The organism is Streptomyces sp. NPDC047880 (genome assembly GCF_040706515.1).
GTDB lineage: Bacteria > Actinomycetota > Actinomycetes > Streptomycetales > Streptomycetaceae > Streptomyces.
In genome coordinates, this window is record NZ_JBEZOK010000033.1 from 41,581 (window position 1) to 55,853 (window position 14,273).

Consider the following 14,273-nt stretch of genomic DNA (forward strand, 5'->3'; position numbering starts at 1 on the left):
CCGCCCGCTCAGCGGGTGTCCGTGCGCTTCTCGAGGCGGGTGCCGTGGCGCAGGGTGATCGACATGAGGTCGCTGGGGGCGTCCAGCTCCAGTCGATGCCAGCGGCCACGAGGGACGATCACTGCGGTGCCTGCCTGCAACCGCACCACTTCCTGGTCCCCGTTGGGTTCAAGGGCGCGGAAGTGGAGGCGGACGCAGCCGCTCAGGCAGCACACCGCCTCCTCGGCCTCCGGGTGCATCTCCCAGTGATCGGCGTGCACGTCGGCGTCGGTCTCCACATGGAACGTGGCGATCTGCCAGGCGCCGGATTCGCTGCTCGTCATCCGCCGTTCGGCGGCTCTGACATCGCCGGCGGGGTGGATCTGCAGCGCCGAGGCGAACAGGTCGATCGGGACGATCGGTTGCGTCTTCATGACGGCGTTCCTTCCAGTCGGTCCTCGGCAGGGGCGGCGATTCGCGGCGCAGTTGTCTCTGTCCGGCGGCGGGGCAGAACCCCGATCGCCACGGCCGCCGCGAGCACGAAGAGGACGGCAGCGACGGCCAGGCCCAGGGCGTAGCCGTGGTTGAGCGCGGCAGGGCCGGTGGCCGTGCCGGTAAGGTGCGCGGCGATGGTGGCCAGGGCGGACAGGCCGACGCAGCCGCCGAGTTGGCGGGAGCTGTTCATGAGTCCGGACGCCATGCCGGCCTCTCCGGGGTCGACGCCGGCGGTCGCGGCGGCGACGGCCGGGGCGATGACCAGTCCGACGCCGACTCCGGTGAGGAGGGAGGGACCGAGCACGTCCGCGAGGAAGCCGCCGTCGGGGCTGATGAGGGCGAACCAGGCCAGGCCCACGGCGGCGAGCAGGGCGCCGGGCACCAGGGAGGCGCGGGGGGTGCGGGCCGCGGTGGCGCGGGTCGCAACGATGCTGCCCACGATGAGACTGACGGAGAAGGGCAGGAACGCGGCACCGGTTGCCGCGGCCTGCATGCCCAGAACCTGCTGCATGTACAGGGACACGAAGTAGAACGCCGCGAATTGCCCGGCCGTGGAGAAGAAGACCAGCACGTTGGCACCGGCGACCCAGCGGTTGCGTAGCAGGCCGAGGCGCAACAGCGGTGCGGGAGAACGGGATTCGGCGACGACGAAGGCGGCCAGGAGCGCGGCTGCGGTGCCCAGCACCGCCCAGGTGGCGGGGGAACCCCACCCCTGGGTGTCGGTGCGGACCACCCCGAGCACCAGCAGTCCGGCTCCCGCCGTGGCCAGGACGGCGCCGAGCATGTCCAGCCTCTCGCGCCGGACGGGGCGTGCGTCGGCGGGCACCCCTGCGAGAACCAGCGCGAGAACCACGGCCACGATGGGCAGATTGATCAGCATCACCCAGCGCCATCCGGCGTACTGGGTCAGCAGGCCGCCCGCCAGCACGCCCAGTGCTCCTCCTGCGGCGTTCACCCCGCTCCACACCCCGAGCGCGCGTACGCGCTGCGGGCCTTCGGGGAACGTGGTGGTGAGCATCGCCAGCGTGGCCGGGGTGGCTGCCGCGGCGCCCAGGCCCTGACCGGCGCGGGCGGCGATCAGTTGCCAGGGCGTCCCCGCCAGCCCGCCCGCCAGGGAGCACAGCCCGAAGACGGCCATGCCCAGCACGAAGAGCCGACGCCGGCCGTACAGGTCGCACGCACGGCCGCCCAGCAGCAGAAATCCCCCGAGTGTGAGCGCGTAGACGTGCACGACCCATGACAGGCCGAGTGGAGCGAACCCTAACGCGGTGCGCATTGCGGGCAGCGCGACGTTGACCACCGACAGGTCCAGGGCGACGGCGAACTGGGCGACGGCCACCGCCGCCAGCACCACCCCGGGCCGCCCCCGTGAGTTTTTATACATGTATATAAAGTAGCCTCGGAGGTCAGCGCTGTCGACACCCCGGGGATGATGAGGGCATGCCGCAACCGTCCGCACCGCGCAAATCGCCCGGCCGACCTCCCCGTATCTCCCGAGCGGAAGTCGTCACGACGGCCCGCCGCATCGTGGACGCGGAAGGCGTGGAACGGCTGACCATGCGGCGGCTGGCCGCGGAGATCGGCAGTACACCGATGGCGCTCTACCATCACGTCCGCAACAAGGAAGAACTGCTCGTCCTGCTTCTGGACGACTACGCCGCGCGGACGTTGCAGCGGCCCGAACTGCCCGACCGGCCTCGCGAACGGGTCGTCGCCGCTGCTGCCGCGATCCACGAGGCACTCGCCGCCTGCCCGTGGATCGTGGAGGTGCTGACCGCCGACGACCTGATGTCCACATCCGCCTTGTGGTTCGTCGAGCAGATCGTCGACGGCCTGGTCGCATGCGGACTGCCCTCCGAACGGGCCGTGCACGGATACCGCGCGATCTGGTACTACACCGCCGGAGAGATCGTGGTCCGGACGACAGCGGCCCGCAGGCGCAAGGACGACGACCGCCCCACCTACCGGGAGCGAGTCTTCGCCGATCTCGACCCGGGTGAACTGCCCCGTCTGGCAGAGGTCGCGGACCTCTGGGCGCCGCTGACCGCCGAGGACACCTACCTCGATGGGCTCCGGGCCATGGTGGACGGCCTTCTCACGGCCCGTTGACGCGTCACCGCGGGACGGGCACCCTGCCGCCCGCGCGAGGTCCGGGACGCCACCCGTGCCGCCCGGCGTCGCCGTGCCGCCGCCCCCGAAGCGGATCCCCCTGGCCTCCTTGCCGAGCGCGCTCAGCAGGATCACCACCGCCAGGGTGGGCACAATGGTCCACGCCATCGCCGAGGGGCACCCGTGCCGTTCGGCGAGCGCCTCCTGGATCGGCAGGTTGAGCGCGGCGATGAGATGACCCAACCGGTAGGGGACACCCGGGCAGAAGCCCCGCACGGCGTCCGGGCTCCTCCCGGTCAGGTGCGCCGGGATGACGCCCCACGCGCCTGGCAAGAGCGCCAACGGCCCAACGACAGCGGTCGGGAGACCGTCAACAGCGGCCGGGGACCCGCCAACGGCGTCCGGGAGCCCGCCAACAGCGGCCGGATAGCCGTCAATGGCGTTCGGGGGGCCGTCTTCCCGGTGCCGTGACGCCGCCGGACGCGGCCGCGTCGAGCAGCCGGCGGAAGGTGCCGCACTCCAGGTGGCTCGGCGCGGGGCACGCCGCGGCATGCCGCAGGGAGTCGCGCAGGACGCCCAGTTCGCGGATGGTCCGGTCCAGTTCCTCCGCCTTGGCCGACAGCATCCGCCGGTCGATCCGCGGCTGCCCGTCCGGCGCGAACATCTGAGCGATCTCGTCGAGCGAGAACCCGGCCGTCCGCCCCAGCGCGATCAGCGCCAGCCGCTCCAGCACCCGCGGGTCGTACTGGCGGCGCAGTCCGCGCCGGCCGGTCGGGACGATCAGCCCCTTCTCCTCGTAGAAGCGCAGCGTCGAGGCGGGGACCCCGGCGCGGTGCGCCACCTCCGCTATGTCCAGGTCTGTCATTGTCTTGACCTCAAGTCGACTTGAAGTAGAACGCTGTCATCCCGTCCCGGCGAAGACAAGCGGGACGAAGACAAGCGGGACGAAGACGAGCCGAGGGAGAAACGACGATGAACGCCGCACGCAAGTCCTACGACGAGCAGGCCGCCCGCTGGAACGGGCCCGCCGGTCACGCCTGGGTGGACCTCCAGGAGGTGCTGAACGGGATGTTCAGGGGCATCGAGCAACTGCTCGTCGACGCCGTGGCCGCCGAGCACCCGGCGAGCGTGCTGGACGTCGGCTGCGGCACCGGCGCCCTCACCCGGGCCGTCGCCCGCCGGGCCGGCCGCTGCGTCGGGGTCGACATCTCCGGCCCCATGATCGAGGCGGCCCGGGCACAGGCCGAACAGGAGGCCCTGCCGGCGTCCTTCATCCAGGCCGACGCGCAGGAGTACGCCTTCGAACCCGCCGCCTTCGACGCGGTCGTCTCCCGCTTCGGCGTCATGTTCTTCAGCGACCCCGTGCGGGCCTTCACCAATCTCCGGAGCACGATGAGGGACGGGGCCGGGCTGTGGTGCGCCGTGTGGCGGGGTGCCGAGGAGAACCCGTTCATGACGACGGCGGAACGCGCCGCGGCCCCGTTCCTGCCGGAGCTTCCCGTGCGCCGGCCGGACGAGCCGGGCCAGTTCGCGTTCGCGGACCCGGAGCGCGTCCACCGCGTCCTGTCGGAGAGCGGCTGGGCCGGGATCGACATCCAGCCCGCCGACGTGGCCTGCGTCCTGCCCGAGAAGGACCTCGTCACGTACTTCAGCCGGCTCGGACCGCTCGGCACCGTGCTGCCCGACGCCGACGAGCGAACCCGGGCGGAGATCGTCGAGGTGGTCCGCCCCGCCTTCGACCCCTTCGTGCAGGGCGCGGAGGTCCGCTACACCGCGGCGTGCTGGATGGTGTCGGCGCGGGCCGCGGGCGCGAAACTTTCGTGAGGTCCGGCCCTCTTTCCGGACCGCGGGCGAACGGCGCATAGTGAGATCACGATGACGCAGAAGAGAGCGCTGGTGGTCCGCGGCGGCTGGGAAGGTCATCAGCCGGTCGAGGCCACGGAACTGTTCCTGCCCTTCCTCCGCGGCAACGGATACGCCGTCCGGGTCGAGGAGTCGACCGCGGTCTACGCGGACGGCACCGCGATGGCCGCCGCCGACCTCGTCGTGCAGTGCGTGACGATGTCGGAGATCACGCGCGAGCAGCAGGCGGGCCTGAACTCCGCCGTCGAGGCGGGCACGGGCTTCACCGGCTGGCACGGCGGCATCGCCGACTCGTTCCGCGCTTCCTCGGACTATCTGCACCTGGTGGGCGGGCAGTTCGCCACGCACCCCGGCAAGGAGCCGTGCGAGCGCCGGGGGGAGGCGGCGGACAACTTCCTGCCGCACACCATCAGCATCACGGAGGCCGGCCGGACGCACCCGATCACCGCCGGCATCGAGGACTTCACGCTGGACACCGAGCAGTACTGGGTGCTCCACGACGACCTCATCGACGTCCTGGCCACCACCACGCACCCCACCCGTCCGTGGCAGCCCTGGCACCGGCCGGTCACCTCCCCCGCGGTCTGGACCCGCCGGTGGGGTGCCGGGCGGATCGTGGTGACGACGCCGGGGCACAGCGTCGACGTGCTGGAGCACCCCGGCGTCCGCACCATCGTCGAGAGGGGCATGCTGTGGGCGACGCGCACCGCGTCGGGGTCGTAGGACTGGGTGTGATCTCCCGCGCGTACCTGGACACACTCTCGGGCCACCCCGCGGTGCGTGTCACCGCGGTCGCCGACCTCGACTCCTCCCGGTCGGCCGCGGCCGCCGCCGCACTGCCCGGCGCCCGTGCGCTGACGGTCGGGGAACTGCTGAGCAGTCCGGACGTGGACACGGTGCTGAACCTGACCACGCCGGCGGCCCACGCCGAGATAGCTCTCGGGGCGATCCGGCACGGCAAGAACGTGTACGGGGAGAAGCCGCTGGCCGCGGGCCTGGAGGAGGCGAGGGCCGTGCTGGAGGCCGCCGACAGGGCGGGCGCCGGTGTGGGCTGCGCCCCGGACACCGTCCTGGGCACGGGAGTTCAGACCGCGCGGGCAGCCGTGGCGGCCGGAACCATCGGGCGCCCCCAGTTCGCCTCGGCCGTGATGGTGACCCCGGGCCATGAACGCTGGCATCCCCACCCCGACTTCTACTACACGGCCGGTGGCGGCCCGCTGCTGGACATGGGGCCGTACTACCTGTCGTCGCTGGTCCATCTGCTGGGGCCGGTGCGCGCCGTGACCGGGGCGGCCGGGCGGCTGCGCACCGAGCGCGTCATCGGGTCCGGCCCGCGCGCGGGTGAGCGCATACCGGTCGAGGTGGACAGCCATGTGTCCGGAGTGCTGGAGCACGTGAACGGGACGCTGACGACGCTCACGACCAGCTTCGACGGCGTGGCCACCACGGCCGCGCCGATCGAGGTGCACGGCGAGAGCGGCACCCTCTCGGTCCCCGACCCGAACCGCTTCGACGGCGAGGTGCGCCTCCACGCGCTCGGCGGCACCGGCTGGCGCACCCTCCCGGCGTCGGCGGGCTACGCGGACGGCGCCCGCGGCGTCGGACTGCTGGACTTCCTCACCGCGGGCGGTGGGCGGGCGCCGCGCGCGAACGGTGAACTCGCCCTGCACGTGCTGGAGACGATGACCGCGCTGCTGCGTTCGGCGGCCGAGGGGCGGCGGATCGAGCTGACGACGTCGGCGCAGGTGCCCGAGCCCGTACCCCTGACGGCGGCGTCGCGGTGGCACGGCGGGACCGGCTGATGTCAGTCCACGGGCCAGGTGTGGGCGGGGGCGTTCATGTGCATGTAGTCCATGTACGTCCTGGTCATCTGCCGCAGCGCCTCACGCCGGTCGGAGATGCCGGCCTTCTCCAGGTGGTGCACCGTCTCCGCCTGCCACAGGGCGCCGTTGCGGCCGGTGACGCAGCGCTGCTCGATGATGCCCAGCAGGGGTTCGCGCCACGCGGCGTCCATGCCGGTCAGCTCCAGGCCCCGGTGGGCCAGAGGCAGCAGCCGCCGCAACACCAGCTCGGTGACCGGCACTTCACCCACACCGGGCCAGTACAGCCGGGCGTCGATGCCGTCCCGGGCCGCGGTGTGCAGGTTCTCCTCGGCTACCGAGAAGGACATCCGCGTCCACACCGGCCGGTCCTCGTCGACCAGGGCGCGGGTCAGGCCGTAGTAGAAGGCGCCGTTGGCGATGATGTCCGCGACGGTGGGGCCGGCGGGCAGTACCCGGTTCTCGATGCGCAGGTGCGGGCCGCTCTCGGTGACCGCGTAGATGGGGCGGTTCCAGCGGTAGATCGTGCCGTTGTGCAGGGTCAGTTCGCCCAGCTGGGGCACGCCGCCGCTGTCCAGCTCCTTCTGCGGGTCCTCGTCCTCGCACAGCGGCAGCAGGGCCGGGAAGTAGCGCACGTTCTCCTCGAAGAGGTCGAAGACGCTGGTGATCCAGCGCTCCCCGAACCACACCCGGGGCCGTACGCCCTGGGCCTTGATCTCCTCGGGGCGGGTGTCGGTGGCCTGTTCGAACAGGGGGATGCGCGTCTCGCGCCACAGCTCCTTGCCGAACAGGAAGGGGGAGTTCGCCGCGAGGGCGATCTGCACGCCCGCGATGGCCTGGGCCGCGTTCCAGTAGTGGGGGAACTCCTTCGGGGCGACCTGGAGATGGAACTGGGTGCTGGTGCAGGCGGCCTCGGGAGTGATGGTGTCGGCGTACGTCGACAGACGCTCCACACCGTCGACCTTGATCCGCAGGTCCTCGCCCCGGGCCGCGAAGATCTGCTCGTTGAGCAGCCGGTAGCGCGGGTCTCCGGAGAGGGCGGATCCGCTGACGTCCGACTCGCCCAGGGTCGGCAGGATGCCGACCATGATCAGGTGCGCGCCCACCGCGGCTGCGCGGTCCTCGGCGTGGTTGAGGGCGTCGCGGATCTCCTGCTCCCAGGAGCCGGGGCCGCCTGCCGTGAGCTGCCGGGGCGGGATGTTGATCTCCAGGTTGAAGCGGCCGAGCTCGCTGGACCAGGCGGGGTCGGCGATCGCCTGGAGCACGTCGGTGTTGCGCATCACGGGCAGCCCGGCGTCGTCCACCAGGTTGAGCTCGATCTCGAGGCCGACCTGGGGGCGCTCGCTCTCGAAGCCGGACTCGTGGAGCATCCGGGCGAGCACCTCGAGGTCGGTGTGCATCTTCTCCCGGTACCGACGGCGGTCCTCCCGGGTGAACACCAGGGCCGGCACGTCACGTCCCATGTGCCCTCCTGCGCTCCGTCAGCGGATGCGTCCGCTCCTCGGCGGACGGGGTCTCGTCCCAGAGTCGCACCTTGTCCTCCACCCCGCACCCACCTAGCCTGACTTTGTGCCGCAAATAAACAAAGCCCGAACGCACAAGGACGTGCCGGGCCACAGCAGCTCCCTGACCCCACTCCGGATCGCCCTCACCGTCTTCTTCGCCCTCGACGGCTTCGTCTTCGCCGGCTGGGTCGTGCGCATCCCCGCCATCAAGGCGCAGACCGGCGCCTCCGCCAGCGCCCTGGGCCTCGCCCTCCTGGGCGTCTCCGCCGGGGCCGTCATCACCATGACCCTCACCGGGCGCCTGTGCCGCCGCTACGGGAACCACCAGGTCACCGTCGTCTGCGCGGTGCTGCTCTCGCTCTCCGTCGCCCTGCCCCCGCTGACCCACTCGGCGCTCGCACTGGGCCTCGTCCTGCTGCTCTTCGGGGCCGCGTACGGCGGGATCAACGTCGCCTTCAACAGCGCGGCCGTCGAACTCGTGGCCGCGCTGCGGCGGCCGGTCATGCCGAGCTTCCACGCGGCGTTCAGCCTGGGCGGCATGGTCGGAGCCGGGCTGGGCGGTCTGGTCGCGGGGGCCCTCTCCCCCACGCGGCACCTGCTGCTGCTCACGGTCGTCGGCCTGCTCGTGACCGCCGCGGCGGGCCCCACCCTCTGGCGGCACGAGCCGCCGCTTCCCCCGGAACGGGACCTGCCCGCCGAGGGCGCCCGGCGCCGCCCGGACCGCCGCACCCGGGCCCTGGTGATCGTCTTCGGCGTCATCGCCGGATGCACCGCCTACGGCGAGGGGGCGCTGGCCGACTGGGGCGCCCTGCACCTCGAACAGGACCTGCACGCCTCGGCGGGTGCCGCGGCCGTGGGCTACTCCTGCTTCGCCCTGGCCATGACGCTGGGACGGCTGACGGGCACGACGCTCCTGGAACGTCTGGGGCGGACCCGGACCGTCGTCGCCGGCGGCACGACCGCGGCGGCCGGAATGCTGCTCGGCTCCCTCGCCCCCTCCCTCTGGGCGGCCTTCCTCGGCTACGCGATCACGGGCCTCGGCCTCGCGAACCTCTTCCCTGTGGCCGTGGAGCGCGCGGGCGCCCTCGCCGGCCCCGGCGGCGTCGCCACGGCCTCCACCCTGGGCTACGGGGGCATGCTCCTCGGCCCGCCCGCGATCGGCTTCATGGCGGACTGGATCACCCTGCCGGCCGCACTGACCAGTGTGGCGGTGCTGGCCGCGGTGGCCGCGGTCGTCGGCGCCCTGGTGGGCGCGGCAACCCGACGGGCGGCCGGGGGCTGAGGAGGAGACGCTGCCAGGAGGGATGCCGGTGATCCTGGGTACCCGTGGCGGCGGCGCCCGTTGTGATCACCGGGCCGTACGCCATGTGCAAGGAGGCAGACCCGTGACCGAACAGCAGCACCCCGGCGAGCAGCACCCGACTCCGGAGTTTCCCTCCCAGGACCAGCCGCACCCCGGCTGGACGGGGCCGATGGACCCGCCCCCGGACCATGGCGAGGAGTCCTACCGGGGCAGTGGCAGGCTGGAGGGCCGCAAGGCCGTGATCACCGGCGGGGACTCCGGTATCGGCCGCGCGGTCGCCCTGGCGTTCGCCCGCGAGGGAGCCGACGTGCTGTTCACCCATCTGGATGACGAGAAGGACGACGCCGCCGAGACGGCCCGGCTCGTCGAGGAGGCGGGCCGCCGCGCCGTGCCCGTCTCGTGCGACGTGCGGGAGGAAGAGAACTGCCGGGCGCTGATCGAGCGCGCCGTGGACGAGTTCGGCCGGATCGACGTGCTGGTGAACAACGCGGCGTACCAGATGTCCCAGCCGGACGGCATCGAGGCGATCACCACCGAGCAGTTCGACCGGGTGCTGCGCACCAACCTGTACGGCATGTTCTGGCTGTGCAAGATGGCCCTGCCCCACATCCCGGAGGGCGGCAGCATCATCAACTCCACGTCGGTGCAGGCGTACAAGCCCAGTCCGCATCTGCTGGACTACGCGACGACGAAGGGCGCGATCGTCACCTTCACGCAGGGGCTCGCGCAGATGCTGATCGAGAAGGGCATCCGCGTCAACGCGGTCGCGCCGGGCCCGGTGTGGACGCCGCTGATCCCGGCGACCCTGCCGGACACGCGGACGTTCGGCAAGCAGGCCCCCATCGGGCGGCCCGCACAGCCCGCCGAGATGGCTCCGGCGTACGTCTTCCTCGCTTCGCAGGAGGCGTCGTACATCACGGCCGAGATCGTCAACGCGACGGGCGGGACGCCGCTGCCGTAGCCGCCGGGGGCGACCGCCGGAAATCCCCGGGCTTCGAGAGCGCTTCATGCGGCAGACTCGGCGCCATGGAGACCGCCGAGTTCCTTCAAGCACTGGAGTCGGAAGGCCGGCTGCTGGCCGCGGCCGCCGAGGAGGCCGGGACCGACGCGAAGGTGCCGACGTGCCCCGAGTGGCAGGTGCGCGACCTGTTGCGGCACACCGGCGCGGTGCACCGCTGGGCCGCCGCCTTCGTCGCCGAGCAGCTCACCGAACGGCGCCCGCTGGTCGAACCCACCGACCTCGACGGCGCGGAGCTCGTGGCCTGGTACCGCGACAGCCACCGGCTTCTCGTCGGCACGCTGGCCGGCGCCTCACCCGACGTCGAGTGCTTCACCTTCCTGCCCGCGCCGTCCCCCCTGGCCTTCTGGGCGCGGCGGCAGGCGCATGAGACGGCGGTGCACCGGGTGGACGCGGAGTCCGCGCGCGGGGGCGTCCCGTCCGGCGTCACCCCGGAGTTCGCGACCGACGGCATCGACGAACTGCTGCGCGGCTTCCACGCCCGCTCCAGGAGCCGGGTGCGCACCCCACAGCCGCGCGTCCTGCGGATCCGCACGGAGGACACCGGCGCGGTGTGGACGGTACGGCTGTCGCCGGAGCCGCCCGTGACGACGCGGGACGCGTCCGGGGAGGCCGCGTGCGAACTGTCCGCACCGGCCGAGCAGTTGTATCTGGCGCTGTGGAACCGGGCCGCGCTGCCGGCCGCCACGGGCGACCGGGCGCTCGCCACACTGTGGCGCGAGGCGTCGACGATCTGAGCGGTCACCGACGGACGGTCAGTCGTCGTTGAGCATCCGGGCCAGTACCGCGCGCTGCACGGGGAGCACCTCGCCGTGCAGCGCGCGCCCCTTCGCCGTGAGGCAGACCTTCACACCGCGCCGGTCCTCGGAGCAGATACCGCGCTCGACGAGGCCCTCCTTCTCCAGCCGGGCGATCAGCCGCGACAGCGCGCTCTGACTCAGATGCACCCGCTCGGAGATCTCCTGCACGCGATAGGACGGCGTGCCCTTCGGTGTCCGGCACCCGGCGAGGACGTCGAGCACCTCGAAGTCGCTGGCGCACAGGCCGTGGCCGTGCAGCGCACGGTCGAGTTCGCACTGGGTCCGCGCGTGCAGCGCCAGAATGTCCCGCCACCGTGCCACGAGCGCCTGCTCGGCCTGCTGAGCCGCCATGACGCGCACCGTAACAGAGAACCGAGATTGTTGCACCTGAATTAAATGCGTTTGCATCTCATGCATGCGCATGTAGTGTCTCCGGCATGACCTCTCCGCTCATCTCCCCCACGTCCGAAGGGCGTTGGACGCCACGGCTCTGGGGCACGCTGCTCGTGCTCTGCGCCGCGATGTTCCTGGACGCCCTGGACGTGTCCATGGTCGGCGTCGCCCTGCCGTCCATCGGCGCCGACCTCGGCCTGTCGACCTCGGCGCTGCAATGGATCGTCAGCGGCTACATCCTGGGCTACGGCGGCCTGCTGCTGCTCGGCGGGCGCGCCGCCGACCTGCTGGGCCGGCGTCAGGTGTTCCTGGTGGCCCTCGGCGTCTTCGCGCTCGCCTCGCTCCTCGGCGGTCTCGTCGACTCCGGGCCCCTGCTCATCGCCAGCCGCTTCATCAAGGGCCTGAGCGCTGCCTTCACGGCCCCCGCCGGCCTGTCGATCATCACCACGACCTTCCCCGAGGGCCCGCTGCGCAACCGCGCGCTCTCCATCTACACCACCTGCGCGGCCACCGGCTTCTCCATGGGCCTGGTCCTCTCGGGCCTGCTCACCGAGGCCAGTTGGCGCCTGACCATGCTGCTGCCCGCACCCATCGCCCTGATCGCGCTCGTCGCCGGCCTGAAGCTGCTGCCGCGCAGCGAACCGGAGAAGGACCACAACGGCTACGACGTTCCCGGCGCCGTCCTCGGCACCGCCTCGATGCTGCTGCTGGTCTTCACCGTCGTCCAGGCGCCGGAGGTCGGCTGGGCGTCGGCCCGCACCCTCCTGTCCTTCCTCGCGGTGGCCGCGTTGCTGACCGTGTTCGTCCTGGTGGAGCGGCGCTCGGCGGGACCGTTGATCCGGCTCGGCGTCCTGCGCTCCGGCAGCCAGATCCGCGCCCAGCTCGGCGCGATGGCCTTCTTCGGCTCGTATGTCGGCTTCCAGTTCCTGGCGACGCTCTACATGCAGTCGCTGCTGGGCTGGTCGGCGCTGCACACGGCGCTCGCCTTCCTGCCCGCGGGCGCACTGGTGGCGGTGTCGTCGACGAAGGTGGGAGCGATCGTCGACCGGTTCGGCACCCAGCGGCTGATCGCGGGGGGCTTCGCGCTCATGGTCCTCGGATACGCGCTGTTCCTGCGCGTCGACCTGGACCCGGTGTACGCCGCGGTGATCCTGCCGAGCATGCTGCTGATCGGCGCCGCCTGCGCCCTGGTCTTCCCGTCGCTCAACATCCAGGCCACCAACGGCGTCGACGACCACGAGCAGGGCATGGTCTCCGGCCTGCTCAACACCTCCGTCCAGGTCGGCGGCGCGGTCTTCCTGGCCGTCGTCACGGCCGTGGTGACCGCCGGCGCGCCCTCGGACCCCACCCCGCAGGCCGTCCTGGACAGTTACCGGCCCGGGTTCTTGGTCGCCACGGGCATCGCCGTCGCCGGCCTCCTGATCACCCTCACCGGCCTGCGGCCCCGCCGCGGGAGGAAGTCCGCAGGACCGTCCGTCGTCGTCGCCAGGTCCGTCCCCGAGGAGGCGGAACGCGTCGCCGTGGGCGACTAGGAAGCGTTTCCAGACATGATCGAGGCCCTGCGCGACCCGAGGAGGGAGCGGAGGGCCTCGGCGCGAAGCACAATCAATCGAAAGAGTGTACGTTTCATACCTTTTCCAGACTCCCAATGAGTTCTACGCTCGTGTACAGAAGACGGGCGGAGGGCCGGCCTGTCGACCACCGCCGCCTGTGACGAGCGGAGGCGGAGATGAAAGCGTCGATACGGCGGTCCGCGATCTTCGCAAGCGCGGCCGCCCTCGTGATAGCCGTCTGCGGTACGACGGGCACTGCCCGGGCCGAGCCGGGCGACGGTGAGCTCCAGTTCGGCTACGTCCTGCCGGAGACGGGACAGCTGGCCTACCTCGGCCCACCCCAGATCGAGTCGCTGAAGTTCGCGATACAGAAGATCAACGACGCGGGCGGGGTTCTGGGGAAGTCCGTGCCGGCTGTGGTCTCCAGTGACGAGGCGGGCCAGGAGGCCGTCGCCGCACAGTCGGCGGACCGGGTCCTCGCGGCAGGCGTGGACGCGGTCGTCGGCGCCGCGGCTTCCGGTATGTCGCTGGCGTTCATCGACCGGGTGACCGGAGCGGGCGTCGTGCAGTGTTCGGGGTCGAACACCGCTCCCACCTTCACCGACTACGAGGACGACGGCTTCTACTTCCGTACCGTCCCGAGTGATTCGCTGCAGGGGCCCATCCTGGCGGATGTCATTCGCGATGACGGCCACGACCGGGTGGCCCTGGTCGCACGGGCGGACGACTACGGGCGCGGCCTGATGGAGGCCACCCGCAAGACGCTGGAGGAGCGCGGTGCGACGGTGACGCTCGCGGAGACCTACGACCCGAAGGCGAGCAACTTCGACCAGGTCGTCCAGCAGGTGGAGAACTCCCGGCCGGACGCCGCCGTGGTGATCGCCTTCGAGGAAGGCACACAGATCCTGCAGGGCATGATCGAGTCCGGACTCGGACCCGACCAGATCGGCGTCTACGGCGCCGACGGACTGCGCAGTGAGGAACTGCCCTCGCTGGTCGCCCCCGGCCAGCCGGAGCGGCTCTCCGGCATGAAGGGGACCGCGCCGGCCTCGGCGGAGAACGAGCAGTATGTGAAGGAGCTGAAGGAGTTCGCCCCGAAGCTGAAGGAGCTGCAGTTCGCACCGCAGGTGTTCGACTGCGTGACGACGATCGCGCTCGCCGCCGAGAAGGCGGAGTCCGACGACCCGGGCGCGTACGTGAAGGAGATGAACGGGATCACCAAGGACGGCGAGAAGTGCAACTCGTTCGCCGCCTGCAAGGAGCTCCTCGCCGACGGCAAGGACATCGACTACGACGGCGTGAGCGGTCCGCTCGACTTCACCGACAAGGGCGAACCCGGCCAGGCGACGATCGAGGTGTACGGCTACGACGACGAGGGGAAGTTGCAGACCCTGCGTACCGAGACCAGCAAGGCCGGGGAGTGACCGGGAGGACC

The 14,273-nt window shown here is 71.6% G+C and carries 14 protein-coding genes; 9 read left to right on the forward strand and 5 right to left on the reverse strand.

The features are described 5' to 3' along the window. Nucleotides 1–8: 8 nt before the first annotated feature. On the reverse strand, nucleotides 9–413 hold the full coding sequence (locus AB0937_RS34610; protein ID WP_366717528.1) for a cupin domain-containing protein: 405 nt from the start codon (nucleotides 411–413) through the stop codon (nucleotides 9–11). Continuing rightward, the gene (locus tag AB0937_RS34615; RefSeq protein WP_366717530.1) at nucleotides 410–1,858 is read right to left on the reverse strand and encodes an MFS transporter; all 1,449 of its coding nucleotides are present in this window, start codon (nucleotides 1,856–1,858) and stop codon (nucleotides 410–412) included. The genes AB0937_RS34610 and AB0937_RS34615 overlap by 4 nt, the downstream gene beginning before the upstream one ends. 56 nt (nucleotides 1,859–1,914) lie before the next feature. Between AB0937_RS34615 and AB0937_RS34620 the strand changes: the two genes are divergently transcribed. Next, nucleotides 1,915–2,583 (forward strand): TetR/AcrR family transcriptional regulator, encoded by a 669-nt coding sequence (locus tag AB0937_RS34620; RefSeq protein WP_366717532.1) that lies wholly within the window; start codon nucleotides 1,915–1,917, stop codon nucleotides 2,581–2,583. A 433-nt stretch (nucleotides 2,584–3,016) separates the two neighbouring features. Here AB0937_RS34620 and AB0937_RS34625 read toward each other — a convergent pair whose 3' ends face one another. Beyond that, nucleotides 3,017–3,448, reverse strand: coding sequence for a helix-turn-helix domain-containing protein (locus AB0937_RS34625; RefSeq protein ID WP_366717533.1), 432 nt, complete (start codon nucleotides 3,446–3,448; stop codon nucleotides 3,017–3,019). Between the two features lie 107 nt (nucleotides 3,449–3,555). Between AB0937_RS34625 and AB0937_RS34630 the strand changes: the two genes are divergently transcribed. Genes AB0937_RS34630 through AB0937_RS34640 form a run of 3 tightly spaced genes read left to right on the forward strand, consistent with a single transcriptional unit; the run spans nucleotide 3,556 to nucleotide 6,248 of the window. Beyond that, nucleotides 3,556–4,407, forward strand: coding sequence for a methyltransferase domain-containing protein (locus tag AB0937_RS34630; protein WP_366717534.1), 852 nt, complete (start codon nucleotides 3,556–3,558; stop codon nucleotides 4,405–4,407). A gap of 51 nt (nucleotides 4,408–4,458) precedes the next feature. Next, a complete protein-coding gene (locus tag AB0937_RS34635; protein ID WP_366717535.1) occupies nucleotides 4,459–5,169 on the forward strand; it encodes a ThuA domain-containing protein in 711 nt (236 codons plus the stop codon). Beyond that, entirely contained in the window at nucleotides 5,139–6,248 is a 1,110-nt protein-coding gene (locus AB0937_RS34640; RefSeq protein WP_366717537.1) for a Gfo/Idh/MocA family oxidoreductase, read from the forward strand. Before AB0937_RS34635 ends, AB0937_RS34640 begins: the two co-directional genes overlap by 31 nt. A 2-nt stretch (nucleotides 6,249–6,250) precedes the next feature. On the opposite strand, the gene AB0937_RS34645 is transcribed toward AB0937_RS34640, so the two are convergent. After that, nucleotides 6,251–7,729, reverse strand: coding sequence for a glutamate--cysteine ligase (locus AB0937_RS34645; RefSeq protein WP_366717539.1), 1,479 nt, complete (start codon nucleotides 7,727–7,729; stop codon nucleotides 6,251–6,253). Between the two features lie 142 nt (nucleotides 7,730–7,871). Here AB0937_RS34645 and AB0937_RS34650 point away from each other — a divergent pair, with 142 nt between their 5' ends. The 3 genes from AB0937_RS34650 to AB0937_RS34660 all read left to right on the forward strand — a co-directional run bounded on the left by AB0937_RS34650 (nucleotide 7,872) and on the right by AB0937_RS34660 (nucleotide 10,829). Beyond that, the gene (locus AB0937_RS34650; RefSeq protein ID WP_366717541.1) at nucleotides 7,872–9,053 is read left to right on the forward strand and encodes an MFS transporter; all 1,182 of its coding nucleotides are present in this window, start codon (nucleotides 7,872–7,874) and stop codon (nucleotides 9,051–9,053) included. Between the two features lie 103 nt (nucleotides 9,054–9,156). Continuing rightward, complete coding sequence (locus tag AB0937_RS34655) at nucleotides 9,157–10,035, forward strand: SDR family oxidoreductase (protein ID WP_366717542.1); 879 nt, start codon at nucleotides 9,157–9,159, stop codon at nucleotides 10,033–10,035. A gap of 65 nt (nucleotides 10,036–10,100) precedes the next feature. Then, nucleotides 10,101–10,829, forward strand: a complete 729-nt coding sequence (locus AB0937_RS34660; RefSeq protein WP_366717544.1) for a maleylpyruvate isomerase family mycothiol-dependent enzyme — start codon at nucleotides 10,101–10,103, stop codon at nucleotides 10,827–10,829. 18 nt (nucleotides 10,830–10,847) lie between these two features. Here AB0937_RS34660 and AB0937_RS34665 read toward each other — a convergent pair whose 3' ends face one another. Then, nucleotides 10,848–11,243 (reverse strand): MarR family transcriptional regulator, encoded by a 396-nt coding sequence (locus tag AB0937_RS34665; RefSeq protein WP_366717546.1) that lies wholly within the window; start codon nucleotides 11,241–11,243, stop codon nucleotides 10,848–10,850. An 86-nt stretch (nucleotides 11,244–11,329) separates the two neighbouring features. On the opposite strand from AB0937_RS34665, the gene AB0937_RS34670 reads away from it, so the two are divergent. Together AB0937_RS34670 and AB0937_RS34675 are read left to right on the forward strand one after the other, a co-directional pair. After that, nucleotides 11,330–12,817, forward strand: a complete 1,488-nt coding sequence (locus AB0937_RS34670; protein ID WP_366717548.1) for an MFS transporter — start codon at nucleotides 11,330–11,332, stop codon at nucleotides 12,815–12,817. A gap of 197 nt (nucleotides 12,818–13,014) precedes the next feature. After that, entirely contained in the window at nucleotides 13,015–14,262 is a 1,248-nt protein-coding gene (locus tag AB0937_RS34675; RefSeq protein ID WP_366717550.1) for an ABC transporter substrate-binding protein, read from the forward strand. Nucleotides 14,263–14,273 lie beyond the last annotated feature (11 nt).